Consider the following 26,050-nt stretch of genomic DNA (forward strand, 5'->3'; position numbering starts at 1 on the left):
AAACTTGTCCCCGGTGAGGGCGTAGCGAGACTGGCATTTTCATGACTCTCACGGCCCTGCCGGCATCGGTCGATGCGATGCTCGAACTTTTGACTTCGCGCGGTTATCTCGCGGAGCGATCGCTGGCGACGGTGACCTATCTGTCGCTGCGCATGGGCCGGCCGCTGTTCCTCGAGGGCGAAGCCGGCGTCGGCAAGACCGAGATCGCAAAGGTGCTGTCGGCGGCGCTGGGGCGGAAGCTGATCCGCCTGCAGTGCTACGAGGGCCTCGACGTCTCCTCTGCCGTCTACGAGTGGAACAGCGCCGCACAGATGATCGCGATCCGGATGGCGGAAGCCGCCGGCGACACCGACCGCGATCAGCTCTCGTCCGACATCTTCGCCGACCGCTACATGATCAAGCGGCCGTTGCTTCAGGCGCTGGAGCCCGACGTCGCGGGACCGCCGGTGCTGCTGATCGACGAGCTCGACCGCGCCGACGAGGCGTTCGAGGCATACCTGCTCGAAATCCTCAGCGACTTCCAGGTGACCATTCCCGAATTCGGCACCGTGAAGGCGCCGCATCCGCCGATCGTCATCATCACCTCCAACCGTACCCGCGAGATCCATGACGCGCTGAAGCGGCGCTGCCTCTATCACTGGGTCGACTATCCCGAAGCCGAGCGCGAGCTCGCGATCGTCAAGACGCGCGTGCCCGGCATCTCCGCCAAGCTGTCGCAGCAGGTCGTGCGTTTCGTCCAGGCGTTGCGCAACCAGGATTTCTACAAGTCGCCTGGCGTCGCCGAGACCATCGACTGGGCCACAGCGCTGTCGGAGCTCGATGCCCGGTCGCTGACCCCGCAAGTGGTCGGCGACACGCTGGGGGCGCTGCTCAAGTACCAGGACGATATCACCCGGATGCAGGGCGATACCTTGCAAAAGGTGCTGAAGGAAGCGACGAGCGAGAATTGATCTCGCGTCAAATTGCGCTCGTCATTCCGGGGCGCGCGTAGCGCGAACCCGGAATCCATCGGGCCGCACGTACTGCGGATAAATGGATTCCGGGCTCGCGCCCAAGCGGGCGCGCCCCGGAATGACGAGGGGATGGATACGAGACCATGGCCATCAACCACCTTGCGCCCGACCAGACCGAGCAGTTCGCCGACAACATCGTCGGCTTTGCCCGCGCGTTGCGTGCAGCCAGCATGCCGGTCGGGCCGGGCGCCGTCATCGATGCCATGAGCGCGCTCCAGGTGATCGACATCGGCAACCGCGCCGACGTCTTCACCACGCTGGAGGCGATCTTCGTCAAGCGCCACGAGCATGCGCTGATCTTCAGGCAGGCCTTCAACTTGTTCTTCCGCGCCTCGGAAGAGTGGAAGCACATGCTGGATTCGGTGCCGTTGCCGGAGCAGGCCAAGAAGAAGCCGCAGGCCGGCTCCCGCCGCGTGCAGGAGGCGATGTCGCAGCCGCGGATGACGGAGACGCCGCAGCACCAGGAGCAGGATTTGCGCCTGTCGGTCTCCGACAAGGAGATCCTTCAGAAGAAGGATTTTGCCCAGATGAGCGCGGCCGAGATCACCGAAGCGCTCCGCGCCGTCGAGCGGATGCGGTTGCCGCAGGCCGAGCTTCTGACGCGCCGGCACCGGCCCGATCCCCGCGGGCTTCGTCTCGATTTGCGCCGCACGCTGCGCGCGTCCTTGCGTACCGGCGGCGACATCATCGACATCCATCGCCTCGGGCGCATCGAGAAGCCGGCGCCGATCGTAGCCCTGCTCGATATCTCGGGCTCGATGAGCGAGTACACCCGCCTGTTCCTGCATTTCCTGCATGCCATCGGGGACGCGCGAAAGCGCGTCTCGGTGTTCCTGTTCGGCACCCGGCTGACCAACGTCACCCGGGCACTGCGCCAGCGCGACCCTGATGAGGCGCTGGCGAGCTGCTCGGCCTCGGTCGAGGACTGGGCCGGCGGCACCCGGATTTCGGCCTCGCTGCACAACTTCAACAAATTGTGGGCGCGGCGGGTGCTGAGCCAGGGCGCCATCGTGCTGCTGATCTCCGACGGGCTGGAGCGGGAGGCCGATTCCAGGCTCGCCTTCGAGATGGACCGGCTGCACCGGTCCTGCCGGCGACTGATCTGGCTCAACCCGCTTCTGCGGTTCGGCGGCTTCGAGGCCAAGGCCCAGGGCATCAAAATGATGCTCCCGCACGTTGACGAATTCCGCCCGGTACATAATTTGAGTTCGATCCAGGAGCTGATCACGACGCTCTCCCGGCCGCTGCCGCCGCATCACCGCAGCCTGATCCGTTCCGCAGCTTGAGAGGTTAAGCCATGCTCGATCGCGACGAGGATATTCTGAAGGCGGCGGAGGATTGGCAGAAGGCCGGCCGGGGCGTCGCGCTGGCCACCGTTGTCGAGACCTGGGGCTCGGCGCCGCGCCCGGCGGGCTCGAGCCTCGTCATCAACGATGAGGGCACGTTTCTGGGGTCGGTCTCCGGCGGCTGCGTCGAAGGCGCCGTGGTCACCGAGGCCATGGACGTGATCCAGAGCGGCAAGCCCAGGATGCTGGAGTTCGGCGTTGCCGATGAGACGGCCTGGAATGTCGGGCTGTCCTGCGGCGGCACCATTCGCGTCTTCGTCGAGAAGGTCGGTTAGCCGTGAAGCTCGCAATCCTGCACGAACTCAATGCCGAGCGCGCCGCGCGCCGGCCGGCGATTTTGGTGACCGACACCGAGAGCGGCGAGCAGCGTCTGGTGAAATCCGCGGATTTCGCCAAGGACCCGTTGCGTGCCGAACTGGACAAGCAGCTTCGCATGGGCAAGAGCGCCAGTGTCGAGGCCGGCGGCAAAAAGCTGTTCCTCAACGTCTATGCGCCGACCGCAAAGCTCGTCATCGTCGGCGCGGTCCATATCAGCCAAGCCCTGGCGCCGCTGGCGCGCTCGCTCGGCTACGACGTCACCGTGGTCGATCCCCGCACGGCGTTTGCGAGCGCGGAGCGCTTCCCTGACATTCCCCTGGTCGCCGAATGGCCCGACACGGCGCTGCCGCCGCTCAATGTCGATGCCTACACGGCTTTCGTCGCGGTGACGCACGATCCGAAGATCGACGATCCCGCGCTGCTGCACGCCTTCGAGCGCAACTGCTTCTATATCGGCGCGCTCGGCTCGCGAAAGACGCATGCCAAGCGCGGCGACCGGCTGCGCGCGCAGGGCGCCAAGGACAGCGACGTCGCGCGCATCCACGCGCCCATTGGGCTGGCGATCGGCGCTGTCTCGCCGTCCGAGATCGCGGTGTCGATCATGGCCGAGATCACGGCGGTGCTGCGCCTGCCTCCAAAAGAAAAAGAAGAAGCGGCATGAAATTCGGACCGGCGAGCCCCAAGGATGCGATCGGCGGGGTGACCGTCCACACCCTGCGCCAGGGTCCGCTGGTGCTCAAGAAAGGCACGACGATCGGCCCGGCCGAGGTCGAGGCGCTGGAGCGCGCCGGCATCAAGGACGTCGTGGTGGTGCGCATGGAGGAGGGCGACGTCTCCGAGGATGTCGCCGCCGCCAGCATCGCGCTGGCCGTCGGCGGCGAGGGCATTCATGTCGAGCGCGCCTTCACCGGCCGCGCCAATCTGTTCGCCGCGCGCCCGGGCGTGCTGGTGATCGACCGCGCCGCGGTCGACCGCATCAACAATATCGACGAGGCCATCACCTTTGCGACGCTCACCGCCTACAAGCCGGTGGTCGAGGGCGAGATGGTCGGCACCGTCAAGATCATCCCGTTCGGCGTCGAAGGCAATTTGCGCGATGCCGCGGTGAAGGCGGCGGGCAGGGACGTGCTGAAGATCGCGCCCTACGTCATCAAGCGCGTCGGCGTGGTCTCGACGCTGCTGCCGGGCCTCTCGTCGAAGGTGATCGACAAGACGCTGCGCGTCACCGCCGAGCGGCTCGCGCCGGCCGGCGCCAGCATCATTGCCGAGCGGCGCGTGCAGCATGAGGAACGGGCGCTGTCGGCCGCGATCAAGGAATTGCTCGGGCTTGGTGCGGAGCTCGTCATCGTGTTCGGGGCGTCCGCGATCGCCGACCGCCGCGACGTGATTCCGGCGGCCGTCACCGGGATCGGCGGCGAGATCGAGCATTTCGGTATGCCGGTCGATCCCGGCAATTTGCTGCTGATCGCGCGGGCCGGCGGGGTGCCGGTGCTGGGCGCACCTGGCTGCGCACGCTCGCCGGTCGAGAACGGTTTCGACTGGGTGCTGATGCGGCTGCTCGCCGGCATCAAGGTGACGCGGTCCGAGTTGATGGGCATGGGCGTCGGCGGCCTCCTGATGGAGATCGTCACGCGGCCGCAGCCGCGCGCAGAACCCGCGATCGAGGGCAACAGCCAGATCGCGGCCATCGTGCTCGCGGCGGGCCGCTCGACCCGGATGGGCGGACCGAACAAGCTGCTCGCCGAGCTCGACGGCAAGAAGCTGGTGCGGATCGCGACCGAGCAGGCGCTGGCCTCCAAGGCCTCCGAGGTGATCGTCGTCACCGGGCATCAGACAGAGCTGGTCGAGCAGGCGCTGCAAGGCTTGAAGGTGAAGTTCGTCCGCAACCCGGATTTCGCCGGCGGCATCGCGAGCTCGGTCAAGGCCGGCATCGCGGCCGTGCCGGAAAGTTGCGACGGCGCCGTGGTCTGTTTGGGCGACATGCCGCTGATCGATGCCGGCCTGATCGACCGTCTCATCGACGGCTTTGCGCCGGACCGCGGCAACCTCATCGTCGTGCCCGTCAGTGACGGGCGCCGCGGCAATCCCGTGCTGTGGTCGCGCCGCTTCTTTAAGGAGCTGATGACGCTCGACGGCGACGTCGGCGCGCGCCATCTGATCGCCAAGCACACCGAAGCGGTGGCCGAAGTCCCCGTGGATGGCGAGAGCGCCTTCCTCGACATCGACACGCCGCAGGCGCTGGAAGCGGCACGACGCGGATGACGGTGCCGTAGGGTGGGCAAAGCGACTTGTCCGCCGTAGCTCGTAGAGCGAAGGCGGAAGCGTGCCCACCAATTTTGAATGATGGTGTGGATGGATGGTGGGCACGGCGCTTTGCGCCTTTGCCCACCCTACGGCACTCTCATTCGTTCGATTTCACCCCTCGTTCACCATCTGGAAACGTCCACCGCCTAGAGTCCTCTCCACCTGCCTTGGGGGGAGGGGTTTTTCCATGGCTTCGAATGTCGTCGCGCGCCGTTGCGCGATGTTTTTCTTTGCGCTGTCGGTTTGTGTCGCCGGCGCTCGCTACATCACGGATGCGCACGCTGCCGGTGCGTTTGCGGTCGGCAAGTGCGGGGCCTATGGCCAGGCTTTTGATTACGGCGCCGAGCGCGAGGCGCGTGCCGCGGCACAGAAGCAGTGCAAGGGCGACTGCACGACCGTGACCATGAAGCGTGCCTGCGCGGCGATGTCGGTCGATATGGCCAACCCGTGCGGCGCGTATGGCTATGCCGTCAAGCCGAAGATCTCGGCCTCGCTCAATGCCGCCACGCGCGAATGCTACAAATACGGCGGCAAGGAATGCGTGATCCGCGCCTGGGCCTGCGACGCCAAGGGATAATCCTCCTGCTGCCATTGACGATGCAACGGGTACCGCGCGATGCGCGGACCGGAGCATTGCGTCAGGAATGACATTCGGGACAGTCCGGCCATGACGATGCCGAGACTTCGACACTCCAAATACGGCCGCCTCACCCCGGCGGCATGCCTGCAAACTTCGGCAGGTCGGGATCGAGACGATCCCAATCATGTCCACGTGCTGCGTAGGTCACCACCTGCGGCTTGTAGCGGGCGGGCTCGTCGAGGCTTGCGGCGCGGATGGTGAAGATGTCGGGCATTGCGGCGAAGGTCATGTAGACCGGCAAGCCGCACTGCGTGCAGAAACCGCGCGTCTTCACGTTGCCGCTGTCGCCGACCATGTCCCAGTGCTTCGCCTCGCCCGTCACCGTGACGCCGGCACGCGCGAAGGTCATGTACGAGCCGTGACCGCCGCCGCTTTCGCGCTGGCAATCCCGGCACTGGCAGTGATTGCTGAACAGCGGCTCACCGAGAATCGAATAGCGGATCGCGCCGCAGGCGCAGCCGCCGGTAAAAGGCCTGGTCATCGAAATATCTCCCACTCACTTCTCGCCACTGATCTCGTCGAGCTGGCGGACAACCTTCTTCCAGCCGCCGCTCATGACCGTGTAGGCCGACTCGTTCCTGGGCATGACGAAGCCCGCATGCACCAGGCGGATCCGCGTGCCGGCTTCGACCGGGGTGAGGGACCACGTCACGACGGTATCGAGCGGCGCGCCGTAGCCGGTGTTGCGTTCGTCGCCGCCCTTCCAGGCATAGACGAGGCGCCGGTTGGGTATCACTTCGAGAACCCGGCAATGGATGACGCCATCCCACTTGCCGCCCGGCGTGGTCTGGAAGGTGAAGGCCTTGCCTTCGACGGCTTCGAAGCCGGTCGGCTGCATCAGCCAGCGCGCGATCAACTGGGCGCTGGTCAGCGTCTTCCAGATCGTCTCGGGCGCGTGAGGGAAGACCTCCTCCAAAACAATGTCTTGGACGATGTCTTTTGTTTCGGCTCTGAACTCGGCTGCACTCACGGATCGATCTCCTTCAAGAGGTCACGCAGATTCTGGAAGCGCTCGCGCCAGAACACGCCGTAATGGTCCATCCAGGTGACCAGCGGCTCGAGTCCTTGCGGCGCGGCGCGGTAATAGACGTTGCGGCCCTCGGCGCGCTCGGCGACGAGGCCGGCCTGCTTCAGCGACTTCAGATGCTGTGAGATCGCGCCCTGCGTCACGCCGCTGCCGCGGGTGAGCTCGGCGACGCTGATCTCCTTGCTCTCGAACACGCGCTCGAACACGGCACGGCGGGTCGGATCGGCGAGGGCGCGCATCACGGTCGTGACGGGATTTGGGGCGGCTTCGATCATGGATATTCGATTAGCATGTGCTAATGCATTAGTCAATGCTAATTTGTTGGCTTGCATAAGGTCGGATCGCTGTCTTGACTATGACTGACCGGTCAGTCATAAATAGGGAATGACAAAGAAGCCAACCAAAGCAGCCACGCCAACCGCAGCTCGCGCCGATGCGAAGGGCCGTGCGCCCGCCGACGCTGCGCCCGCTTCGAATCGTGCCACGCGTGCGGCCGAGCGTCGGTCGGCCATCGTGGAAGCGGCGATGGAGGAGTTCATCGCGCGTGGCTTTGCGGCGACGCGGCTCGACGACATCGCCAAGCGGGCGGGTGTCGCAAAGGGCACGATCTACCTGCACTTCAAGGACAAGGAATCGATGTTCGAGGAGCTGGTGCGCACTGTGATCGTGCCGGTGGTAGCGAAGCTGAATGCGCTGCCGCCGCCGACGGGCTCGGTGCGCGATCTCGTCGAGGCCTTTGCCGGTAACTTCCTCAAGGAGGTCATCGGCACGAGGCGCGGCGATCTCGTGCGATTGATCGTGGCGGAAGGGCCGCGCTTTCCGTCCGTCGCCGATTTCTACTATCGCGAGGTCGTCTCGCGCGGGATCGCCGGCATGCGCGCGCTGATCGAGCTCGGCATTGCCCGCGGCGAGATCCGCGAGAAGAACCTCGCGCGCTATCCGCAGATCCTGGTCGCCCCCGCGATGATCGCGGTGATCTGGCAGAGCCTGTTTGCGCGGCACGCGCCGCTCGACGCCCAGGACATGCTGCGCGTCCATCTCGATTTGATTTTTGGCGAACGGAGGACGACATGAAGTCGTCACGAGCAATTTCTGTGCTTGCATTGGCCGCCGTGCTGGCAACCGTCCTTGCCGGTTGCAAGGACAAGCGCGATCCTGGATTTCAGGGTTGGGTCGAGGCCGACATGATCTTCGTCAGCCCGGACGAAGCGGGCCGGGTGACGAAGCTCAATGTGCGCGAGGGCGACGAGGTGAAGGTCGGCGATGCCCTCTATTCCGTCGACGACGATCTTCAGCTTGCCGACCTCAACCAGAACAAGGCGACACTGGCCAATGCGCAGCAGACCTATGATCGCGCGGCCTCGCTGAACAAGACCGGCTCCGGTACGCAGGCCAATCTCGATTCCGCCGTGTCGTCCTTGCGTGTCGCCGAAGCGCGGGTCGTGACGTCGGAGACGCGAATGGCGCGGCGCAGGGGCTTTGCGCCCGTTGCCGGCACCATCCAGCAGATCTACTTCCGCGAGGGCGAAATGGTGGCGGCGCAGCGGCCGGTGCTCTCGATCATGCCGCCCGGCAACATGAAGCTGCGCTTCTTCGTGCCCGAGACCGAGTTGCCGAAGCTTGCGATCGGCGACACGGTGCGCATCTCTTGCGACAATTGCGCGGCGGATCTCACCGCAAAGATCTATTTCATCGCGACCTCGGCCGAATACACCCCGCCTGTCATCTACAGCCTCGATGAGCGCAACAAGCTGGTCTATTTGATCCAGGCGCGGCCCTCGCGGCCCGATGCCCTGCGGGTCGGACAGCCGATCGACGTCTATCTCCATCCAAAAACGCCGGTGGCGGACAAGCGATGAGCGGCGGCAACGGCAACGGCATCGCGATCGACGTCAAGGGCCTGACCAAGTCGTTTGGCGGCCGCGAGGTCGTGCACGATCTGTCGATGCAGGTGAAGCGCGGCTCGATCTATGGCTTCCTCGGGCCGAACGGCTCGGGCAAGACCACCACCATCCGCATCCTCTGCGGCCTGCTCACGCCCGACAGCGGCGAGGGTACCTGTCTCGGCTACGACATCCGGCGCGATGCCGAAAAGATCAAGCGCCAGGTCGGCTACATGACCCAGCGCTTCAGCCTGTACCAGGACCTCTCGGTGCGCGAGAATCTCGAATTCGTCGCGCGGCTCTATGGGCTCGCCGATGCACGCGGCGCCGCGCGCGACATGATCAAGCGGCTCGGACTGTCGGGGCGCGAGGAGCAGCTCGCGGGCGAGCTCTCCGGCGGCTGGAAGCAGCGGCTCGCGCTCGGGGCCTGCACGCTGCCCAGTCCGAAACTGCTGCTGCTGGACGAGCCGACCGCCGGCGTCGATCCCAAGGCGCGGCGCGATTTCTGGAACGAGATCCATGCGCTCGCGGCCGACGGCCTCACCGTCCTGGTCTCGACCCACTACATGGACGAGGCCGAGCGCTGCCACGAGATCGCCTACATCGCCTACGGCCATCTGCTGGCGCACGGCACGGTGGAGGAGGTGATCGCGAAGTCCGCCCTGACGACCTACACCGTGACGGGCGAGGAGCTCAACGGGCTCACGGCCGCGCTCACCGGCAAGCCCGGCGTGGACATGGTGGCGCCGTTCGGCACTTCGCTGCACGTTTCCGGGCGCGACGTGGCCGCGCTCGAGGCTAGCATCGCGCCGTGGCGCGAGAAGGGCGGCCTGCACTGGCACAAATCATCGCCCTCGCTCGAAGACGTGTTCATCGAATTGATGAGCCGTTCCAAGGACAATTTCCAATGAGCGCCGCCGATCACCCCGCACCCGCGCACGAGATCCGCGAGCGCTTCGGCTTCTGGAAGCGCTCCTATGCGATGCTGGTCAAGGAGTTCATCCAGCTCAAGCGCGACCGCGTCTCGTTCGCGATGATAGTGATGCTGCCGGTGATGCAGCTTCTGCTGTTCGGTTATGCCATCAACACCACGCCGCACCATCTGCCGAGCGCGGTGCTGCTCCAGGAGGATTCGGATCTTGCCCGCTCGGTGTTGAAGGCGCTGGAGAACACCGCCTATTTCCGCTTCATCTACGAGGTGCACGACGTCGACGATTTCGACAACCTGCTGAAATCGGGCAAGGTGCTGTTCGGCGTCGAGATTCCGCGCGGCTTCGAGCGGGCGGTGCGGCGCGGCGACAGGCCGGCGCTGCTGGTTGCGGCCGACGCCACCGATCCCGTTGCGGCCAGCGCCGCGCTCGGCTCGCTCGGCATGGTCGTGCAGACCGCGCTTGCGCACGATCTCTATATCGGCAATCCGCCCGAGATGCCGTTCGAGATCCGCGCGCATGCGCGCTACAATCCGGCCGCGTCGTCCAGCCTCAATATCGTGCCGGGCCTCGTCGGCACCATCCTCACCATGACCATGCTGATCTTCACCGCGCTCTCGGTCACCCGTGAGGTGGAGCGGGGCACCATGGAGAGCCTGCTGTCGATGCCGATCAAGCCGGTCGAGGTGATGTTCGGCAAGATCGTTCCTTATGTGCTGGTTGGCTTCCTTCAGGCCTTCCTCATCATCGGCATCGGCGTCGGCTTGTTCGGCGTGCCCTTGCTCGGCAATCTGTTCCTGCTTGCGCTGCTGTCGACCTTGTTCATCGCTACAAATCTGTCGATTGGCTACACCATCTCGACCGTGGTGCAGAACCAGCTCCAGGCCATGCAGATGGCCATGATGTTCTTCCTGCCGAGCATTCTGCTCTCCGGATTCATGTTCCCGTTCGCCGGCATGCCGGTCTGGGCGCAATATCTCGGTGAATGCCTGCCGCTGACCCACTACTTGCGGATCGTCCGCGCCATCATGCTGAAGGGCGCGACCATGCAGAATTTGCGCTTCGATGCGCTGGCGCTGGCGATCCTGATGCTGGTCGCCATGACCATCGCGGTGACGCGCTTCCGCCGCACGCTGGATTGAGGCACAATGCCCCTGAATCGAGGGGAGAAATGGTCAGGTTTGCCAGCAGGAAGACCCGGCAGCATGCCGTGATGTCGGAGGAGTTCGAGCGCGAGCTGACGCGAGAAGTGCTGCGCACCGAGCTGTTGCGGGTGAGGGCGCTGATCACGACGGGCTGCGTCATGATCCTGTTCCTCACCGCAACCTACCTGATCGACCCTGCCATCGTGAACCGGGTCTGGCGCGGGACGGAGGGCTTGGTCCGCGAATACATGCTCTTGGGGGGCTTCATCCTCTTCGAGGTCTGGGTCCACAGCCAGATCAGGCGTAACCTCAAGCTCGATCGCGACCTGCCGGTGATCAGGCGCTATATCGGCGCTCTCATCGAAACGTCGCTGCCGACGATCATCCTGATTCTCCAGATTCGCAGCATGGGCGCTGGGCCCGCGCTCGGTTTCGTGCTGCCACTGGCCTATTTCATCTTCATCATTCTTTCGACGCTGCGGCTCGATTTCTGGCTGTCCACCTTCACGGGATTTGTGGCCGCAGCCGAACTCCTGGCCGTCGCGCTGTACTACAATTCGGCCAGCGAGGCTGGCGAACCGCTGATCTACTTTCACGCCGTGCGCAGCACCATCATCCTGATCTGCGGCGTGCTCGCCGGCTCCGTCGGCGCGCGGCTGCGGCGGCAATTTGCCGCGAGCATCGCGGCCGCCACCGCGCGTGATCGCGTCACCAACCTGTTCGGCCAGCACGTCTCGCCGCAGGTGGTGGAACGGCTGATGGCGGCGGGGCCCAGCGCGGGCGGCGACCTTCGCCGCGTCGCGGTGATGTTCGTCGATTTCCGCGGCTTCACCGCCAGCGCGCGGTTGCGCACCCCGCAGGAGGTGGTTGACCGGCTCGACGGTGCGTTCGCCGTGCTGGTCGACATCCTCGATCGTCAGGGCGGCATCGTGAACAAGTTTTTGGGCGATGGCTTCCTCGCCCTGTTCGGGGCGCCGCTGGAGGCCTCCGACGCCGCGCACCGCGCGGTTGCCGCAGGCCGCGAGATGCTGGCCGCGATGGACCGCATCAACGCGCAAACGAGCTGGCCGCTGCGGATCGGCATCGGCATCCATTTCGGCGAGGTCGTTGCCGGCAATATCGGCTCGCCTCGGCGCAAGGAGTACACGGTGATCGGCGACACCGTGAATTTCGCCTCGCGGCTGGAGGCACTCAACAAGGAGTTCGGCTCGCACCTGCTGATCTCCGCGTCCGTCCGCGAGGCGCTCGGCGACGACGGTGAGGACGCCGTCGCACTCGGCGAGGTCGCGATTCGCGGCTACGAGCACAAGGTGGCGGTGTTTCAACTGGGGTGAGGGTGCTCGCGTTTCGTTGAAGGCGCGTGATGAAATATCTCACTGCGATTTCCGCTCATGTTGTCAGGACGCCGAAACCTCTCGGCTTCCGTTTGCCACGCGGAGAGAACCCATGACCCGATTGACCCTTGTCTCGGCCGCCCTGATCGCCGCCGCCGTCTATCAAACCCAGGCCGCAGCCGCCCGCGACGTCGCCCCGCGGCGCGCCTCGCCTCAGGCGGCCGCGGATTGCGTAAGGGCTCCGGCACAGGGCGCGTTTGCCTCTGCGCCCTACAAGCAGCCTCCCTGCACGCCGAGGGCAGCGAACTAACGCGCAAGGCGAGGTCGGGTTGGCAACGTCCGCCGGCCCGACCTCGCGTCGCCGGCCTCGCAATTGCGGTACCTTGGTAGTTCTTGACTCCTATCTCATCTAGTCATCTATATGACTATATGAATGCAGCTCCGCACGACGACCGCCTGCCACGCTACCAGCGCCTGCGCGACGACCTCGCCGCGCGGATCAACCGCAATGAATGGCGGCCGGGCGAGCCGATCCCGTCGGAGGCCGAGCTCGCGGCGCATTACGGCGTCGCCATCGGCACCGTGCGCAAAGCGATCGATCAGCTCGTTGCCGATACCGTGCTGGAGCGCCAGCAGGGCCGCGGCACCTTCGTGCGCCGGGCGCGCTTCAACTCCTCGCTATTCCGCTTCTTCCGATTCCAGTCCGAGAGCGGCGAGCGGCGCGTGCCGAAGAGCCGCATCATCCGGCGCAAGAGCGTTTTGGCGAATTCGGCGGTTGCGTCGGCGCTGCGCATCCCTGTCGGCGAGCCCGTGATCAGCCTGTCGCGTCTGCGCCTGATCGACGATGTACCGCTGCTCGCCGAGGAGATCTGGCTCCAGCAATCGCGCTTCGCGCCGATCCTGGAGATCGACACCGCCGAATTCGGCGACCTGCTTTATCCGCTCTACGAGGAGCGTTGCGGGGAGGTGGTGGTGTCGGCCGAGGAAATTCTGACGGTCGAAATGGCCAACGAGATGCAGGCGCGGCTGCTGCGCCTCGAAGCGCACGCACCATTGATCGTGATCGAGCGCCTCGCGCTCGATCTGGAGCGGCGGCCGATCGAATGGCGCAGGTCGCGGGGGCCGGCCGACCGGTTCCGCTACCACGCCGAGATCAGGTGAGAGCGACCTTTCAACGACATCAAGCAATAACGAATTCAAGGGAGAAACAATGTCAAACTGGTACAGCGAAAGCTCGCCGCTGGAGCGGCGCACGTTCTGGGCAAGCTTTGGCGGCTGGGCGCTGGATGCGCTCGACGTCCAGATGTTCGGCCTTGCCATTCCCGCGCTGATCGCCGCCTTCGGCATCAGCAAGGCCGATGCGGGCCTGCTCGGCTCGGTCACGCTGTTCTTCGGCGCGTTCGGCGGCTGGCTCGGCGGCGCGCTCGGCGACCGTTTTGGCCGCGTCAAGGCGCTTCAGATTACCGTTGCGACCTTTGCGCTCGCGACCTTCGCCTGCGCGTTCGCGATGACTTACAACCAGCTCCTGATCCTGAAGGCGATTCAGGGCCTCGGCTTCGGCGCCGAATGGGCTTGCGGCGCGGTGCTGATGGCCGAGATCATTCGCCCCGAGCATCGCGGCAAGGCGCTGGGCTCGGTGCAGAGCGCCTGGGCCGTGGGGTGGGGCGCAGCTGTGCTGCTCTCGGCCCTCGTGTTCACTTATGCACCCGCCGACATCGCCTGGCGGCTGCTGTTTGCGCTGGGGCTGTTGCCCGCGCTCCTCATCATCTTCATCCGCCGCGGCTTGAAGGAGCCGCCGCGCGCGGTCGCAGCCGACAAGACGCCATTCTTCGCCACGCTCTCGGGCATCTTCCATCGCGACGTGTTGCGCTCGACGCTGATCGGAGGCCTGTTTGGCATCGGCGCCCACGGCGGTTACGCGGCCCTGACCACGTTCCTGCCGACATATTTGCGCGAAGTGCGGCATCTGTCGGTGCTGGGCTCCAGCGGCTATCTCGCAGTCATCATCGTTGCCTTCTTCTGCGGCTGCATCGCGAGCGGCATCATCAGCGACCGCATCGGCCGCAGGGCCAATGTCACCTTCTTCGCCAGCGCCTGCATCGTCACCGTGCTGATCTACATCTTCGCGCCGCTGACCAACGGCGAGATGCTGGTGCTCGGCTTTCCGCTCGGCTTCTTCTCGGCCGGCATTCCCGCCAGCATGGCGGCGCTGTTCAGCGAGCTCTATCCGGCCGGCGTGCGCGGCACCGGTGTCGGCTTCTGCTACAATTTCGGCCGCATCGTCTCCGCCGCGTTCCCCTTCCTCGTGGGCTATCTCAGCGACCATATCGGGCTCGGACCGGCGATCGGCGTCGATGCGGCCTTCGCCTATTCGCTGGTGCTGATCGCGGTGGTGCTGCTGCCCGAAACCCGCGGCAAGGTTTTCGAACAAGCCGCGGCGACGCGCGCCTGACGCCGGATGGGGAGCAGTCACCATGATATCCCGCGAGCGTGGCCTGACGCGCCGCCAATTCGGCACAGGCCTTGTATCCCTCGTGTCGGCCACGGCCGTCGCGAGCCGAGCGAAGAGTGAGACGAGCTTGCCGACAATCGATACCCATGCCCATGTCTTCCACCGCGGCCTCAAGCTCGCGCCCGGCCGGCGCTATGCCCCCGATTACGATGCGCCGCTGGCGCTCTATCTGGAGCAGCTCGACCGCAATGGCATGAGCAATGGCGTGCTGGTGCAGCCGAGCTTTCTCGGCACCGACAATTCCTATCTGGTCGAGAGCCTGAAGACTTCCGGCGGACGCCTGCGTGGCATCGCGGTGGTCGATCCGTCCGTGACCGCGGACGAACTGCGCGCGCTTGATCGCGCCGGCGTCGTCGGTCTCCGCCTCAATCTCGTCGGCCAGTCCTTGCCCGATCTCGCTGCCGGCGAATGGAAGGCGCTGCTCGGAAACGTGAAATCGATGGGCTGGCAAGTCGAGCTCCAGCGCAACGCGTCCGATCTCGCACTGCTGGCGCCGCAGCTGCTCGACCATGGCGTCCCCGTCGTGCTCGATCACTATGCGCTGCCGGATCCGAAACTCGGTGTCGCCGATCCCGGCTTCCAGTCGGTGCTGAAGCTCGGCGCGACGCGAAATGTCTGGGTCAAGACCTCGGCGCCGTATCGCAACGGTGCGAGCGGCGAGAGTTTTGCGAAGGAGGCCTATCCGCTGCTGCGCAAGGCCTACGGCCTGGATCGATTGCTGTGGGGCAGCGACTGGCCGCACACGCAGTTCGAGGCGTCGCAGACTTACGCGAAAAACAGGCAGTTTCTCGATGCGCTGATCGTCGATGACGGCGAGCGCGCGCGGGTGCTCGCATCGCCGCATCAGCTGTTCCGCTTCTGATTCTCCCTTTTGATCTCCTCGCGCGATTGCTCCGAATGCTCCGAATTTTGGGGCATGACGAGCGATGTCGCCGGCCTGTAGACTGCCGGCGATGCGGCCGGTTGAGGCCGCGATTTTCATGAGGAAGTGAAGATGCAGCGCCGCTACATCACCGCCGACGTGTTCACCGACCGCGCCTTCGGCGGCAACCAGCTCGCCGTGGTGCTCGATGCAGGCGGGCTCACGACGCAGCAGATGCAGGCGATCGCGACCGAGTTCAACTATTCCGAGACGACCTTCGTGCTGCCGCCGCGCGACAAGGCCAATGACGCCGAGGTGCGCATCTTCACGCCGGTGCTGGAGATTGCCTTTGCCGGCCATCCCAATGTCGGCACCGCCTTCGTGCTGGCCTCGATGGCAAAAGAGCTGAAGCCGCGCCTGCTGCTTGAGGAGAAGGCCGGGCTCGTGCCGGTCGAGATCGTGAGAGAGCAGGGCCGGGTGGTCAGAACCGAGCTCACCGCGCCCCAGCCTTTGGCGCGGCTGTCGCAATTGTCTGCCGCTGAAGCTGCAAGCTGCGTCTCGCTCGGTGCGGATGACATCAAGGTCGACAGCCACGCGCCGCAGATCGTCAGCGTCGGAAATGCGTTTCTGGTGATGGAGCTGCATTCGCGCGAGGCGCTCAAGCGCGCCCGGCCCGATGCGGCGGCCTACGGCAAGGTCTTGCCGCGGGACGGCGCCCGCTCGGTCTGGTTCTACACCCGCGATGTGCCGCCAGCGGAGACGCCTTGCGATCGGCAGGCGCGGATGTTCATGCGCGGCGCCAGCGGCCTCGTTGAGGATCCCGCCACCGGCAGCGCGACGGTCGCCGCGGCCGCGCTGTTTGCCGATCTCGATCCCACGCGCGATGGCGAGTTGAAGCTCACCGTCGGCCAGGGCTTTGACATGGGACGGCCAAGCATCCTCCGGACGCGCGTGCGCAAGCAGGATGGTAAGATCACGTCCGCTCATGTCGGCGGCAGCTGCGTGCAGATGATGGAAGGGACGTTTCGGCTGACGGGCGAGGGGTGAACTCTCTCCACGCGCCAAGACGAGCTCGCGCCAGATCCGTCATCCTGAGGTGCGAGCCCTTGCGAGCCTCGAAGGATGCACGGCCGAGATGCTACATCGGGGCACGCCGTCGTCCTTCGAGGGCCGCTGAAGAAGCGGCTACCTCAGGATGACGGCTACGGTTAAAGTCGTGCTCCCCGCCCGAAGGCCGCTACACCTGTCGTCCGGCCAAATTCCTCACCGCCACGCCATCGCGCTCCTCGATGATCTCCGCGATCATCTGGCGGTGGCAATGGGTGTGATCGCGCTCGTAGCAGAGCAGGCAGACCGGTCCGGCCTTCATCACCAGCGCCGAGAGCTCGTCCATCTCTTCCCGGGCCTGCGGCGTCTTCAGGTGCTTTGAATAGATCTTCTCCAGCACTTCGTATTGGCCGCTGCGCGCGGCGAGGCGGCCTTCCTTCGGCGTGCCGAGCGCGGCGAGATGAACATAGGCGATCCCGCGCTCGTCGAGGCCCGCGGACAGCTGCTTCTTCGAAAAGCCGGGCCGGCGCGAAGAGGTCACCGCGCGCACGTCGACCACGAGCTTGACGCCGGCCTCTACCAGCTCGTCGAGCACCGCCTTGGGCGGCGTCTGTTCATAACCGATGGTGAAGAGCTTTTTCGCCTTTGCCATGAACCATCCTCAGCTCACCCGTGCGATCAGTTCCATGGCGCCGGCCGGTGCGCGCACCTTGCCCTCGTGGATGACATAGGCGAATACGTCGCGCGGCTCTTTCTTCGGCTTGGCCTCGTTGACCTTCGGCAGATCGTCGGGTTCGCTCCCCTCGGCCCAGTCCTGAAAGCGCTTGGCCCAGGCATCGAGCTGCTTCGGCGGATAGCAGGTCTTGATCTCGTCGTTGCCCTTCTGGAGCCGTGCATAGACGAAATCGCCGGCGACGTCGGCGATCGCCGGATATTTGCCGTGCTCGGCGAACACGACAGGCGTCTCGAACTCGCGGATCAGCGCGACGAAGTCCGGCGCGCAAAAACTGTCGTGGCGGACCTCGACGACATGGCGCAGCGCGCGCCCCTCGAGCTTGCGCGGCAGCAGCTCCAGGAACTTGCCGAAATCGGCGCCGTCGAACTTTTTCGTCGGCGCGAACTGCCACAGCACCGGTCCGAGATGGTCGCCGAGTTCCAGCACGCCGGAATCATAGAACCGCTTGATGGAATCGCCGGCCTCGGCGAGCACGCGGCGGTTGGTGGCGAAGCGGGGTCCCTTCACCGAGAACACGAAACCATCGGGCACTTCGCTGGCCCATTTGCGAAAGCTCTCCGGCTTCTGCGAGCCGTAATAGGTGCCGTTGATCTCGATCGAGGTCAGCTTCGAGGCGGCATAGGACAGCTCCTTGGCCTGCGTGAGCTTCTCCGGGTAGAACACGCCGCGCCAGGGCTCGAAGGTCCAGCCGCCGACGCCGATGAAGATGTTGCCGGATTTTTTGGACGCGGTTTTTGCTTTGGCCACGGGAGGGTCTCGCATCGACGGGGAGGGACCTCATCCTAATCAAACCAGATGTGATTGGCCAGTTGCGCCGTCCCGTCTAAGGTCGCAACGGGACCCGCGCAAAAGGAGAACAAGAATGCGGATGCTGATGGTGGGAGCGGCGCTCGTCATGATGACATCTGCTGCCATGACGTTTGGTGCCATGGCCGACGATGACGACGATGCCAAGGGTGCGCAGAAGCTCGCCATGCAGGGCCGAGACGATTACTGGCATTGCCTGGCGCGGGAATATTCGCGCGACTCCAATCAGGGAATGTCGGAACAGGATTTCGGCCGCTCGGTCGCGGGCGCCTGTCCGTCGGAGCGGCAATATTACCGGGTGGCGTTGCTCGACTATCTCACCACGCAATATCCGAACATCGATGCCGGCGCCCATCTCGCCACCGCGAACAGGGCGGTCGAGTCGGCGCAGAAGGACATCGTGACGGCCTTCGTCAAGCACAGGCCGCCCGCAAAGTAGGGCAGTGGCGAATGGCCAATCGCGAAGAGGGCACGTAAGCCGGCGCTCTTCATTCGCGACGAGCCATTCGCTACTCGCCCCTCCGCGGGGGGCTCTTCCAGCTCCGCGCGCATCCATGGTATCACTGGAGGCATCTGGAACAGGGATGGGCTTCCATGTCGTCTGAGTCGGTGGGTGGCATTCTGGGCGCGATCGTCGCCGCGGTCGTGCTTGCGGTCGCCGTCGTATTGGGGCCGATCGGCCAGTACGGCAAGCCGCCCAGGCCGGCAAAGGCCGAGCCGGCTTCGGCCGCAGCACCCGCTGTCCCGGCCGCCCCCGTGCCGCGTGGGCCGGTGATCAAGGAAGTCCCGAACTAGCAAGGGTCTGAAAAAGGGCCGCTATGCCCCCTTGCAAAGCGGTTTTACCGTTCCTATCTAGTCTGTAACGGCGACGTTGAGCGAAACCTCCGGCGCTGGAACGACCTTGGAATAGCTTGGGCTTGCGCCGGATGTACGCGCGGTCCGCCGTTCCGGGGTCGTTGGCATTTTTGGGCCCTTTTTGGGCCTTTCCCCACAGACCCCAGCTCGGTAGATCTTGGCAGCGCAACGTCTTGGCAGCGCAGGACGCGGCGGATATACGCTGCCGTCATGAATGAAGCGATCAGACCGGGCTCCGGCACTCCCCCGCAGGCTCAAGAGGCGCCGGAACTGTCGGTCATCGTCCCGACGTTCAACGAGCGCGACAACGTCACGGTGCTGTACCGGCGGCTGGAGGCGACGCTCGCCAACGTCGCCTGGGAAGTCGTGTTCGTCGACGATAATTCGCCTGACGGCACTTGGGACGTCGTGCGCGCGCTGGCGCAGCGCGACAACCGCGTGCGCTGCGTTCGCCGCATCGGCCGCCGTGGCCTGTCGGGCGCTTGCATCGAGGGCATCCTGGCCTCCAGCGCGCCCTATGTGGCCGTGATCGATGCCGACCTCCAGCACGACGAGACGCAACTGCCGAAGATGCTGTTGCTGCTCGCAAGCGACCAGGCCGATCTCGTCGTCGGCAGCCGGTACATCGAGGGCTACAAGAGCGAAGGCTTCAACAAGCAGCGCGCCGGCGCCAGCGCGCTTGCGACCGAACTCGCCAGGAAGGCGTTGCGGGTCGAGATCGCCGATCCCATGAGCGGCTTCTTCATGGTTCGGCGCGACCGTTTCGAGGAGTTGGCGCCGAAGCTGTCGGTGCACGGCTTCAAGATCCTGCTCGACCTCGTCGCGAGCGCGAACGGTAGCTTGCGAGCCGTTGAAATTCCCTACACGTTCGGCGAGCGCCAGCACGGCGAGAGCAAGCTCGATTCCATGGTCGCGCTGGATTTTCTCGGCCTGGTGCTGGCCAAATTCACCAACGATGCTGTCTCGCTGCGCTTCATCCTGTTCGCGATGGTCGGCGGCATCGGCCTCGTGGTGCATCTGACCACGCTGTTCATCGCCCTTCAGCTATTCAAGGCGCCGTTCGCGGAGGCGCAGGCCGCGGGCGCCGTCGTCGCCATGACCAGCAACTTCGTCCTCAACAACTTCCTCACCTACCGCGACCAGCGGCTGAAGGGCTTTGCGCTGCTGCGCGGCCTGATCGCCTTCTACATCGTGTGCAGCGTGGGCCTGCTCGCCAATGTCGGCGTCGCCTTCTCGGTCTACGACCAGGAGCCGATCTGGTGGCTGGCCGGCATGGCCGGCGCGCTGATGGGCGTGGTGTGGAACTACGCGATGTCCGGACTGTTCGTCTGGCGCAAGAAATAGCTCGACATGGGCGGGGCTGACGCGCGGATTGTCCGCAATACCGCGCTGGTGATCGTTGCGCTGGTCGGCTTGCGGCTGGTTGCGGCCGCGTTCACGCCGATCACCTTCGACGAAGCCTATTACTGGATGTGGTCGAAGAACCTCGCCGGGGGGTATTACGACCACCCGCCGATGGTCGCCTATGTGATCCGCGCCGGCACCATGATCGCCGGCGACACCGAGCTCGGCGTCCGCGTGTTCTCGATCCTGCTCGCACTGCCGATGAGCTATGCGATCTACCGCTCCGCCGCCATCCTGTTCGGCGGCGTGCGGGTGGCAGCGACCAGCGCCATCCTGCTCAACGTGACGATGATGGCCTCGGTCGGCACGCTGATCGTCACGCCGGATGCGCCGCTGCTGGTTGCCTCCAGCTTCGTGCTGTTCTTCCTCGCCAAGGTGCTGGAGACCGGCCGCGGCGTCTGGTGGCTCGCCGTCGGCGCGGCGGTCGGCGCGGCGCTGCTGTCGAAATACACCGCGATGTTCTTTGGCGCTGCGATCCTGATCTGGCTCGCGGCCGTGCCGAAACTGCGGCGCTGGTTCCTCTCGCCCTGGCCCTATCTCGGCGGTCTCGTTGCGTTCGCGCTGTTCTCACCGGTGATCCTGTGGAATGCGGATCATCAATGGGTCTCGTTCGTAAAGCAGCTCGGCCGCGCGAAGATCGAGGACTTCCGTCCCGTCTTCATCGCCGAGCTGATCCCGACCCAGATCGCCTTCGCAACGCCGCTGGTCTTCATCCTCGGCGCGATGGGCCTGCACGCGCTGACCTGGCGCCGGGCCGGCGCGCTGGCCTCGCGTTTGCTGATCAAGACGCTGTTCTGGACCATCGTTGTCTATTTCGTCTGGCATTCGCTGCATGCCCGCGTCGAGGCCAACTGGTTCGCGCCGGTCTATCCGCCCTTCATCGTTGCCGCGGCCGCCGCCGCCAATCTCGTGCCGTGGCAACCACGCGCGCGCCGCTTGGTGGATTTCTGCCTGCGCTGGGCCGCGCCCGTGGGCATCGTGATGTTTGCCGCGCTGATCGTGCAGGCCAACACCGGTTGGCTGTCGGGCTATCGCCGCGACGCGACGGTGCGCAGCGTCGGCGTCGGCTGGCGCGAGCTCGCCGCCGAGATCGAAGCGGCGCGCGTGCGCAGTGGCGCGACCTGCGTGCTCGCGCAGGACTACGGCACCACGGGCTGGCTCGCCTTTTACTTGCCGCGCGGCACCTGCGTGCTGCAGCAGAACCAGCGCATCCGCTGGGTCAACATGCCCGAGCCCGATCCAAAGCTGCTTGCCGGCAAGCTGATCTCTGTCGACGAGCTGCGCCCGGGCGGCCATACCGCCCTCGACGAGCTCTTCGCGAAGGTGACGCAAATTGCGCAATTGCAGCGCAAGCGCGGGCCGCTCGTGATCGAGACCTACGGCATTGATCTGCTCGAAGGCGCCAAGGGCGACGTGCTCGACCGCTCGCCGCCGCCGGAAGCGCGGTAGCTCTCGATCGTCGTCCCCGCGAATGCGGGGACCCATACCGCGTGGTCTGTCGATGAACGCAGGTGCCTGTACCGCGCGAAAAAGCCGCTCACTAGCAGCCTTCGCCAAACTTCTCCCTGTGGGTATGGGTCCCCGCGTTCGCGGGGACGACGGCGGAGTGTGTGGCGTGCCGCATCGGCTAGTCGATCATCTCGGCCCTGGCGGTGGCCTGGCTCGGCCCGTTCTGGTCGCGCCAGAACCAGACGGTCACGACGCCGGAGCGGCCGCGGACCTGCGTGAGCAGGGGGCCTGACAGAATGCCGTCGGGAGCGCCGTGGAAGTCGGCCGCATCAAGCAGCGTATCGGTCAGCGCGAGCCGCGCACAGTTCTGGGCGGCAACCTCCATCAAGCGGTTCGCGACGTTGACCGTGTCGCCCGTCGCCGTGATGTGCTGGTGGCTTTCGCCGAGGCGGGAGGCGATGATCGGGCCGAAATGCGCGCCGATCTTGAAACCGAGCTGGCCGCGGAGGGCAGGCGGCAGCGAAGCGATCCAGCGATCGACGCTGCGATACAGGTCGATCGAGCATTGCAGCGCGCGCGCCGCGTCGTCGGGCATCGCGTGTGGCAGTCCGAACAGGATCATGGCGCCGTCGCCGAGAAAGCCGGTGATCAGGCCGCCGCAATCGACTGCGGCCTTGTCGATCAGCGCGTGAAATGCCCTCAGCAGATGCTGCAGCTCGTCCGGATCGATCCGTTCGCTGAGCGTCGTGAAACCGGAGAGATCGATGAAGACGACGGCCGCATCCTGCCGGACCGGCCTGGACAGGAAATTCGGATCGCGCGTCAGCCATTCCTGCACGGCGGGCGCCTGGAATTGCGCCAGCGACCTGCTCTTGGCGGCAAAATATTGCGTGCGGCGGCCGCCGGCCCACAGCTGCACGCCGGCAAAGACCGCGACCGGCGGCACCGCGGCGGCAAGTGTCGTCGCGGCGTTCAGCCAAACGCCGTGCGTGAAGGCGAACAGATTGAGCCCGGCCCAGGCGATCATCACCGCGGCTGCCGCGATGATGCCGGGCGCGCTGCGCCGCCAGGCGAGCAGGCCGACCAGCAGCATCGGCAAAAGGATCGCGGTGAGCGCGTCGGCGATGTGGACCTTGCGGTCGCGCACGATGCCGTCACCGGAGACGAGATGGGTGATCGCGGTCGAGATCACCTCGACGCCGGGCATCAGGGAATCGAACGGTGTCGGATAGAAGTCGCCGCCGCCGGCGACCGCGGCGCCGATCACGACGATGCGGTTCTCGATCGCCGCGCGATTGAGCGTGCCGTCGAAGATGCTCTGCGCGCTGACGGTGCGGATGGTGCGGCGCGGGCCGTAATAGGTGATCGGCAGCGCGAAATCGCTGTCGGTCGAGACCGCGCGATCGCCGAGCATGAGATGATCCGGCGCGATCGTCAGCGGCTTGTCGAGCGCGCGCGCCGCGACGCGCAAGGGAAATGACAGCTCGACCTTGTCGCGGGTCCGGAACAGCATCGGCACCGAAAGTGGCGAGCCCGACTGCCCCGTCGCGACGTTGACGACTCCGACCTCGGCGTGATCGGCGAAGGCGGGCAGCGGCAGCAGGAAGCGCTCGGCCTGTGGCAGCGCGGCGAGGGGACCTTGGGTGCCCGGCTCCACGGTCTCGCTGGCGGTCGGGAAGATCGCCGCGGCGGCGAGCACCATGGGACCGGTGGCGAGCGTGTTGGCCAGCGTCGCGTCGCCGATCGCAGCGCTGCGGTCGACCAGCAGCAGGTCGATCGCGACGACCTTCGGCTTGAACTGCACGATGGTGTCGACGACGCGCGCGAGATCGGCGCGCGGCAGCGGATAGCTGCCGCCGCGTTTCACGACGGTGTCGTCGATTGCGACGATGGTGACGAGATCGGGCGGAGCCTGCACGCCGCGGACCTGGGTCCGCCAATCCGTCAGCGTCGCCTCGAGCCGATCAAGAAAGCGCAGATGACCGTTGGCGTGGCCGGCATAGATGCCGGCACCCCACAGCGCGGTGAGGACGAGTGCCACCAGAATCTGAACGCGTCTAGTCATTACGTAATGCAATCTTCTTTGTCGCCCGGGCGTTGCTGCGCGGGCCTTAATTGTCCAGGCCTTATTGACCCAGTCTTGCCATCAGCGCGTCGACGCGCGGCTGGCCCCAGGTCTTGACGGTCAACGAGCCCGTTGCCTCGACATCGACGCCTTGGCCCGGTCCGAGCACGACGCCGCGTCCACGAGCCCTGCGGCTCACACCGACACGGCCGTCAGCAACGAAGACCGCGGTCTTGGCCTCAGCGACATCGACGGCCCATTTGGTCCCGCGCACTGCGGCGATCGCCTGCGGCGTCAGCACCTTGAAGGGATTGCCGCCGGGCTTCTTGGGCACCTCGATCAGCAGCGCCTTGCTGCTCAACTCCACGGAGTCAATATGTCCGTCGCGGTTGGCGTCCTTAAGTTCAAATCTGGCGCCGTTTTCCGCAACGATGGTGATGCCGTTGTCGCAGCGCCAGACTTGCGTGCCCGCAGCCGATGGCGATGCCGTGCAGCCGACATTGACAGCCGGCTGTGCATTCGCAGACCCGATCAACTGAAACAACCACGCCAGAGCGAAAATACCGGCGCCCGCGATCCCTCTCATGCCAGCCTCCGTTTGCGTGCTTGGCACAGTTCAAAGCGATGTTGATACGGTACCGTATCACACGCAGAGGCTGCTGAAAAGTGCCGCTCTCGCAGGTATTTCCTCGGTGCGGTCTTTTCCAGTCCGGCGCGATCAACTTTCAGTCAGGGCGTCGTGCCGCGTGAGCACTCTGTGCGCGATGTGTGATGTGGGACGGGCTCTGCCGCCACCCTGCTGACACCCGCTGGAGAGGGCAGCGCGCACCAGCCTCGCGCAACGCTTCCCCGCTATTGTCCGGGTATTGAAGACCACGAAAACGACTTGGTTGGATGGCCTTAGAGGGGCGGCCTGTGACGTCCGTCGAACGCGCCGAACCGGCCGAGAATTATAGTTAACAGATGCTGCTAAGTCCGTAGTTCTGCGGACTTTTTTCTCGAAATGGGACAGCGTTAACGCGGTGCCTCACATCTGCCCGAACTTAATCTGCATTTAACTAAAAGTCGCCTTAATGACGCTCCGACCTCCTGCGAGATGCTGTTCCCGGATCGTGACCAGCGGCACTTCGAAGGGGGACTGAGTGACACCGTCCTGGACGCAAGGCGAATGAGTACGAGTATCGCTGCGCAGAGTAACGCGGCACGGAAGTCCAAGAATTCACTTCGGAAGCCTTCCCGGAAAATGACCACCACCAATTGGCTGGGCGCCACGGCGATCGGCTGCGTCGTGATGGGCGCCGGCTGGACCATCTACAGCAACGTCCTCGGCGCCAGCGTCTATCCGACCGTCGGCAGCATTGGCTACGACGAGCCCGTGATCAAGCGCGCGCCCAGGGTGGCGCTGCGTGAGGCTGGCGAGGCCATCAGGGACACCTTTGCGCTGCTGCCCGACCGGCTCCAGGTCGCAGCCCCGATCTCGCGCGAGATGTTCAACGAGCGCTTTGCCGCGGCTGCGACCCAGGGCGTTGCGTCGAACGCGAGCGCCGCGCCCGCAACCCAGGTCGCCGTCGCCAAGGAAGCGTTGAAGGACGCCCCCAAGCAGAGCGTGATCGCGAAGGTCGCGGACGCGCTGAAGCCGGCGGCGCCGGCCAAGATTGCTGACAAGTCTGCGGACAAGGCCAAGCGTGCGCCGGATGCGCAGATGCAGCTGGCTTCGGCCGATCCGGCCGAGATCGTGCTGGCGCCCGAGGCGAAGCCGAAATCGTTTGCCGATCGCGCCAAGGCCGCGGTGATGTCGATCACCGGTCCGCGCCAGTCGATGGTCGAGAAGCTATGGGGCAAGCGCGAGCCGTCCGGCGGGCTGCTGGCCTATGCCTCGGCTGATGCCAGCGTGACCGCGTCCATCGCGCCGAGGGAGCAGAACCCCATGCTCGGCGGTTCGGCGCCCTATGAGCGCGACACGGCGGTCTACGACATCACCGCCAAGATGGTTTACCTGCCCGACGGCACCAAGCTCGAGGCGCATTCCGGCCTCGGCTCCAATCTCGACGATCCGCGCTCCTCGCGTGTCCGCATGCGCGGCGTGACGCCGCCGCACATCTACACGCTGAAGCCGCGCGAAGCGCTGTTCCATGGCGTGCCGGCGCTGCGCCTGACCCCGATCGGCGGCGAGAGCGCGATCTACGGCCGCGACGGCCTGCTCGCCCACACCTTCATGCTCGGGCCGAACGGCGATTCCAACGGCTGCGTGTCGTTCAAGGACTATTACGCTTTCCTCGACGCCTACCGTAACAAGGGCATCCGCAAGCTCGCGGTGCTGGCGCGGGTCGAGTGATCTCAGTCAATTCGCGATGATCTCAAAGGGCCGCTTGCA

At 65.4% G+C, this 26,050-nt stretch carries 28 protein-coding genes; 21 read left to right on the plus strand and 7 right to left on the minus strand.

The genetic code is table 11. The features are described from left to right. Positions 1–41: 41 nt before the first annotated feature. The 6 genes from ACVJ5M_RS18300 (at position 42) to ACVJ5M_RS18325 (ending at position 5,558) form a co-directional block, all read left to right on the plus strand. Positions 42–950: an AAA family ATPase gene (locus ACVJ5M_RS18300; RefSeq protein ID WP_014494196.1), complete on the plus strand. Its 909-nt coding sequence runs from the start codon at positions 42–44 to the stop codon at positions 948–950. 146 nt (positions 951–1,096) lie between these two features. After that, entirely contained in the window at positions 1,097–2,299 is a 1,203-nt protein-coding gene (locus ACVJ5M_RS18305; protein ID WP_071912469.1) for a vWA domain-containing protein, read from the plus strand. Between the two features lie 11 nt (positions 2,300–2,310). Then, a complete protein-coding gene (locus tag ACVJ5M_RS18310) occupies positions 2,311–2,634 on the plus strand; it encodes an XdhC family protein (RefSeq protein WP_007602422.1) in 324 nt (107 codons plus the stop codon). A 2-nt stretch (positions 2,635–2,636) separates the two neighbouring features. Next, positions 2,637–3,338, plus strand: coding sequence for an XdhC family protein (locus ACVJ5M_RS18315; RefSeq protein ID WP_231142271.1), 702 nt, complete (start codon positions 2,637–2,639; stop codon positions 3,336–3,338). Continuing rightward, entirely contained in the window at positions 3,335–4,939 is a 1,605-nt protein-coding gene (locus ACVJ5M_RS18320) for an NTP transferase domain-containing protein (protein WP_231142270.1), read from the plus strand. Before ACVJ5M_RS18315 ends, ACVJ5M_RS18320 begins: the two co-directional genes overlap by 4 nt. Positions 4,940–5,168: 229 nt before the next feature. Further along, a complete protein-coding gene (locus ACVJ5M_RS18325) occupies positions 5,169–5,558 on the plus strand; it encodes a DUF4189 domain-containing protein (RefSeq protein WP_028158473.1) in 390 nt (129 codons plus the stop codon). A 130-nt stretch (positions 5,559–5,688) separates the two neighbouring features. On the opposite strand, the gene ACVJ5M_RS18330 is transcribed toward ACVJ5M_RS18325, so the two are convergent. The 3 genes from ACVJ5M_RS18330 to ACVJ5M_RS18340 are packed head-to-tail and all read right to left on the minus strand — an operon-like array spanning position 5,689 to position 6,923. Continuing rightward, positions 5,689–6,102: a GFA family protein gene (locus ACVJ5M_RS18330; RefSeq protein WP_135215453.1), complete on the minus strand. Its 414-nt coding sequence runs from the start codon at positions 6,100–6,102 to the stop codon at positions 5,689–5,691. Between the two features lie 15 nt (positions 6,103–6,117). After that, positions 6,118–6,591 carry an SRPBCC family protein gene (locus tag ACVJ5M_RS18335; RefSeq protein ID WP_231142269.1) on the minus strand — a complete coding sequence of 158 codons (474 nt, stop codon included), beginning with the start codon at positions 6,589–6,591 and terminating at the stop codon, positions 6,118–6,120. After that, the gene (locus ACVJ5M_RS18340; protein WP_011088398.1) at positions 6,588–6,923 is read right to left on the minus strand and encodes an ArsR/SmtB family transcription factor; all 336 of its coding nucleotides are present in this window, start codon (positions 6,921–6,923) and stop codon (positions 6,588–6,590) included. The genes ACVJ5M_RS18335 and ACVJ5M_RS18340 overlap by 4 nt, the downstream gene beginning before the upstream one ends. Before the next feature lie 109 nt (positions 6,924–7,032). Here ACVJ5M_RS18340 and ACVJ5M_RS18345 point away from each other — a divergent pair, with 109 nt between their 5' ends. The 10 genes from ACVJ5M_RS18345 to ACVJ5M_RS18390 all read left to right on the plus strand — a co-directional run bounded on the left by ACVJ5M_RS18345 (position 7,033) and on the right by ACVJ5M_RS18390 (position 16,360). Beyond that, positions 7,033–7,722, plus strand: coding sequence for a TetR/AcrR family transcriptional regulator (locus ACVJ5M_RS18345; protein ID WP_094184412.1), 690 nt, complete (start codon positions 7,033–7,035; stop codon positions 7,720–7,722). Next, on the plus strand, positions 7,719–8,507 hold the full coding sequence (locus tag ACVJ5M_RS18350; RefSeq protein WP_135215455.1) for an HlyD family secretion protein: 789 nt from the start codon (positions 7,719–7,721) through the stop codon (positions 8,505–8,507). The genes ACVJ5M_RS18345 and ACVJ5M_RS18350 overlap by 4 nt, the downstream gene beginning before the upstream one ends. Beyond that, positions 8,504–9,442, plus strand: a complete 939-nt coding sequence (locus ACVJ5M_RS18355; protein WP_231142268.1) for an ABC transporter ATP-binding protein — start codon at positions 8,504–8,506, stop codon at positions 9,440–9,442. Before ACVJ5M_RS18350 ends, ACVJ5M_RS18355 begins: the two co-directional genes overlap by 4 nt. After that, positions 9,439–10,602, plus strand: a complete 1,164-nt coding sequence (locus ACVJ5M_RS18360) for an ABC transporter permease (RefSeq protein WP_231142267.1) — start codon at positions 9,439–9,441, stop codon at positions 10,600–10,602. The genes ACVJ5M_RS18355 and ACVJ5M_RS18360 overlap by 4 nt, the downstream gene beginning before the upstream one ends. Before the next feature lie 29 nt (positions 10,603–10,631). Beyond that, positions 10,632–11,939: an adenylate/guanylate cyclase domain-containing protein gene (locus tag ACVJ5M_RS18365; protein ID WP_231142266.1), complete on the plus strand. Its 1,308-nt coding sequence runs from the start codon at positions 10,632–10,634 to the stop codon at positions 11,937–11,939. A gap of 112 nt (positions 11,940–12,051) precedes the next feature. Next, positions 12,052–12,249 carry a hypothetical protein gene (locus ACVJ5M_RS18370; RefSeq protein ID WP_085404340.1) on the plus strand — a complete coding sequence of 66 codons (198 nt, stop codon included), beginning with the start codon at positions 12,052–12,054 and terminating at the stop codon, positions 12,247–12,249. A gap of 119 nt (positions 12,250–12,368) precedes the next feature. Beyond that, entirely contained in the window at positions 12,369–13,100 is a 732-nt protein-coding gene (locus tag ACVJ5M_RS18375; protein ID WP_231142265.1) for a GntR family transcriptional regulator, read from the plus strand. 49 nt (positions 13,101–13,149) lie between these two features. Continuing rightward, the gene (locus ACVJ5M_RS18380) at positions 13,150–14,391 is read left to right on the plus strand and encodes an MFS transporter (protein WP_231142264.1); all 1,242 of its coding nucleotides are present in this window, start codon (positions 13,150–13,152) and stop codon (positions 14,389–14,391) included. A 22-nt stretch (positions 14,392–14,413) separates the two neighbouring features. Then, positions 14,414–15,313 carry an amidohydrolase family protein gene (locus ACVJ5M_RS18385; RefSeq protein WP_231142263.1) on the plus strand — a complete coding sequence of 300 codons (900 nt, stop codon included), beginning with the start codon at positions 14,414–14,416 and terminating at the stop codon, positions 15,311–15,313. A 132-nt stretch (positions 15,314–15,445) separates the two neighbouring features. Continuing rightward, the gene (locus ACVJ5M_RS18390) at positions 15,446–16,360 is read left to right on the plus strand and encodes a PhzF family phenazine biosynthesis protein (RefSeq protein WP_231142262.1); all 915 of its coding nucleotides are present in this window, start codon (positions 15,446–15,448) and stop codon (positions 16,358–16,360) included. Positions 16,361–16,550: 190 nt separating this feature from the next. Here ACVJ5M_RS18390 and ACVJ5M_RS18395 read toward each other — a convergent pair whose 3' ends face one another. Then, positions 16,551–17,012, minus strand: a complete 462-nt coding sequence (locus ACVJ5M_RS18395) for a DUF488 domain-containing protein (protein ID WP_208087574.1) — start codon at positions 17,010–17,012, stop codon at positions 16,551–16,553. Between the two features lie 9 nt (positions 17,013–17,021). Beyond that, complete coding sequence (locus tag ACVJ5M_RS18400) at positions 17,022–17,858, minus strand: DUF72 domain-containing protein (protein ID WP_231142261.1); 837 nt, start codon at positions 17,856–17,858, stop codon at positions 17,022–17,024. A 100-nt stretch (positions 17,859–17,958) separates the two neighbouring features. Here ACVJ5M_RS18400 and ACVJ5M_RS18405 point away from each other — a divergent pair, with 100 nt between their 5' ends. From ACVJ5M_RS18405 to ACVJ5M_RS18420, 4 genes are all read left to right on the plus strand, one after another. Further along, positions 17,959–18,342 (plus strand): hypothetical protein, encoded by a 384-nt coding sequence (locus ACVJ5M_RS18405; protein WP_063982423.1) that lies wholly within the window; start codon positions 17,959–17,961, stop codon positions 18,340–18,342. Between the two features lie 155 nt (positions 18,343–18,497). Then, complete coding sequence (locus ACVJ5M_RS18410) at positions 18,498–18,698, plus strand: hypothetical protein (RefSeq protein WP_231142260.1); 201 nt, start codon at positions 18,498–18,500, stop codon at positions 18,696–18,698. A gap of 270 nt (positions 18,699–18,968) precedes the next feature. After that, a complete protein-coding gene (locus tag ACVJ5M_RS18415) occupies positions 18,969–20,102 on the plus strand; it encodes a glycosyltransferase family 2 protein (RefSeq protein ID WP_166091576.1) in 1,134 nt (377 codons plus the stop codon). A gap of 6 nt (positions 20,103–20,108) precedes the next feature. Then, the gene (locus ACVJ5M_RS18420) at positions 20,109–21,611 is read left to right on the plus strand and encodes a glycosyltransferase family 39 protein (RefSeq protein WP_231142259.1); all 1,503 of its coding nucleotides are present in this window, start codon (positions 20,109–20,111) and stop codon (positions 21,609–21,611) included. Positions 21,612–21,789: 178 nt separating this feature from the next. Here the strand turns inward: ACVJ5M_RS18420 and ACVJ5M_RS18425 are convergent, their stop codons facing one another. Both ACVJ5M_RS18425 and ACVJ5M_RS18430 read right to left on the minus strand, forming a co-directional pair. Beyond that, on the minus strand, positions 21,790–23,676 hold the full coding sequence (locus tag ACVJ5M_RS18425) for a CHASE2 domain-containing protein (protein ID WP_231142258.1): 1,887 nt from the start codon (positions 23,674–23,676) through the stop codon (positions 21,790–21,792). Positions 23,677–23,737: 61 nt separating this feature from the next. After that, positions 23,738–24,262, minus strand: a complete 525-nt coding sequence (locus tag ACVJ5M_RS18430) for a FecR domain-containing protein (RefSeq protein WP_166091595.1) — start codon at positions 24,260–24,262, stop codon at positions 23,738–23,740. A 657-nt stretch (positions 24,263–24,919) separates the two neighbouring features. Here ACVJ5M_RS18430 and ACVJ5M_RS18435 point away from each other — a divergent pair. Then, entirely contained in the window at positions 24,920–26,011 is a 1,092-nt protein-coding gene (locus tag ACVJ5M_RS18435; RefSeq protein WP_354099751.1) for a tlde1 domain-containing protein, read from the plus strand. Positions 26,012–26,050: the final 39 nt, after the last annotated feature.

The organism is Bradyrhizobium sp. S3.7.6 (assembly GCF_054061875.1).

Excerpts from the sequence above, each read along its gene's own strand:
- ACVJ5M_RS18300 (WP_014494196.1), top strand. The coding sequence starts at position 42 with ATGACTCTCACGGCCCTGCCGGCATCGGTCGATGCGATGCTCGAACTT.
- ACVJ5M_RS18305 (WP_071912469.1), top strand. The coding sequence starts at position 1,097 with ATGGCCATCAACCACCTTGCGCCCGACCAGACCGAGCAGTTCGCCGAC.
- ACVJ5M_RS18310 (WP_007602422.1), top strand. The coding sequence starts at position 2,311 with ATGCTCGATCGCGACGAGGATATTCTGAAGGCGGCGGAGGATTGGCAG.
- ACVJ5M_RS18320 (WP_231142270.1), top strand. The coding sequence starts at position 3,335 with ATGAAATTCGGACCGGCGAGCCCCAAGGATGCGATCGGCGGGGTGACC.
- ACVJ5M_RS18325 (WP_028158473.1), top strand. The coding sequence starts at position 5,169 with ATGGCTTCGAATGTCGTCGCGCGCCGTTGCGCGATGTTTTTCTTTGCG.
- ACVJ5M_RS18330 (WP_135215453.1), bottom strand. The coding sequence starts at position 6,102 with ATGACCAGGCCTTTTACCGGCGGCTGCGCCTGCGGCGCGATCCGCTAT.
- ACVJ5M_RS18340 (WP_011088398.1), bottom strand. The coding sequence starts at position 6,923 with ATGATCGAAGCCGCCCCAAATCCCGTCACGACCGTGATGCGCGCCCTC.
- ACVJ5M_RS18345 (WP_094184412.1), top strand. The coding sequence starts at position 7,033 with ATGACAAAGAAGCCAACCAAAGCAGCCACGCCAACCGCAGCTCGCGCC.
- ACVJ5M_RS18350 (WP_135215455.1), top strand. The coding sequence starts at position 7,719 with ATGAAGTCGTCACGAGCAATTTCTGTGCTTGCATTGGCCGCCGTGCTG.
- ACVJ5M_RS18355 (WP_231142268.1), top strand. The coding sequence starts at position 8,504 with ATGAGCGGCGGCAACGGCAACGGCATCGCGATCGACGTCAAGGGCCTG.
- ACVJ5M_RS18360 (WP_231142267.1), top strand. The coding sequence starts at position 9,439 with ATGAGCGCCGCCGATCACCCCGCACCCGCGCACGAGATCCGCGAGCGC.
- ACVJ5M_RS18365 (WP_231142266.1), top strand. The coding sequence starts at position 10,632 with ATGGTCAGGTTTGCCAGCAGGAAGACCCGGCAGCATGCCGTGATGTCG.
- ACVJ5M_RS18370 (WP_085404340.1), top strand. The coding sequence starts at position 12,052 with ATGACCCGATTGACCCTTGTCTCGGCCGCCCTGATCGCCGCCGCCGTC.
- ACVJ5M_RS18375 (WP_231142265.1), top strand. The coding sequence starts at position 12,369 with ATGAATGCAGCTCCGCACGACGACCGCCTGCCACGCTACCAGCGCCTG.
- ACVJ5M_RS18380 (WP_231142264.1), top strand. The coding sequence starts at position 13,150 with ATGTCAAACTGGTACAGCGAAAGCTCGCCGCTGGAGCGGCGCACGTTC.
- ACVJ5M_RS18385 (WP_231142263.1), top strand. The coding sequence starts at position 14,414 with ATGATATCCCGCGAGCGTGGCCTGACGCGCCGCCAATTCGGCACAGGC.
- ACVJ5M_RS18390 (WP_231142262.1), top strand. The coding sequence starts at position 15,446 with ATGCAGCGCCGCTACATCACCGCCGACGTGTTCACCGACCGCGCCTTC.
- ACVJ5M_RS18395 (WP_208087574.1), bottom strand. The coding sequence starts at position 17,012 with ATGGCAAAGGCGAAAAAGCTCTTCACCATCGGTTATGAACAGACGCCG.
- ACVJ5M_RS18400 (WP_231142261.1), bottom strand. The coding sequence starts at position 17,858 with ATGCGAGACCCTCCCGTGGCCAAAGCAAAAACCGCGTCCAAAAAATCC.
- ACVJ5M_RS18405 (WP_063982423.1), top strand. The coding sequence starts at position 17,959 with ATGCGGATGCTGATGGTGGGAGCGGCGCTCGTCATGATGACATCTGCT.
- ACVJ5M_RS18410 (WP_231142260.1), top strand. The coding sequence starts at position 18,498 with ATGTCGTCTGAGTCGGTGGGTGGCATTCTGGGCGCGATCGTCGCCGCG.
- ACVJ5M_RS18415 (WP_166091576.1), top strand. The coding sequence starts at position 18,969 with ATGAATGAAGCGATCAGACCGGGCTCCGGCACTCCCCCGCAGGCTCAA.
- ACVJ5M_RS18420 (WP_231142259.1), top strand. The coding sequence starts at position 20,109 with ATGGGCGGGGCTGACGCGCGGATTGTCCGCAATACCGCGCTGGTGATC.
- ACVJ5M_RS18425 (WP_231142258.1), bottom strand. The coding sequence starts at position 23,676 with ATGACTAGACGCGTTCAGATTCTGGTGGCACTCGTCCTCACCGCGCTG.
- ACVJ5M_RS18430 (WP_166091595.1), bottom strand. The coding sequence starts at position 24,262 with ATGAGAGGGATCGCGGGCGCCGGTATTTTCGCTCTGGCGTGGTTGTTT.
- ACVJ5M_RS18435 (WP_354099751.1), top strand. The coding sequence starts at position 24,920 with ATGACCACCACCAATTGGCTGGGCGCCACGGCGATCGGCTGCGTCGTG.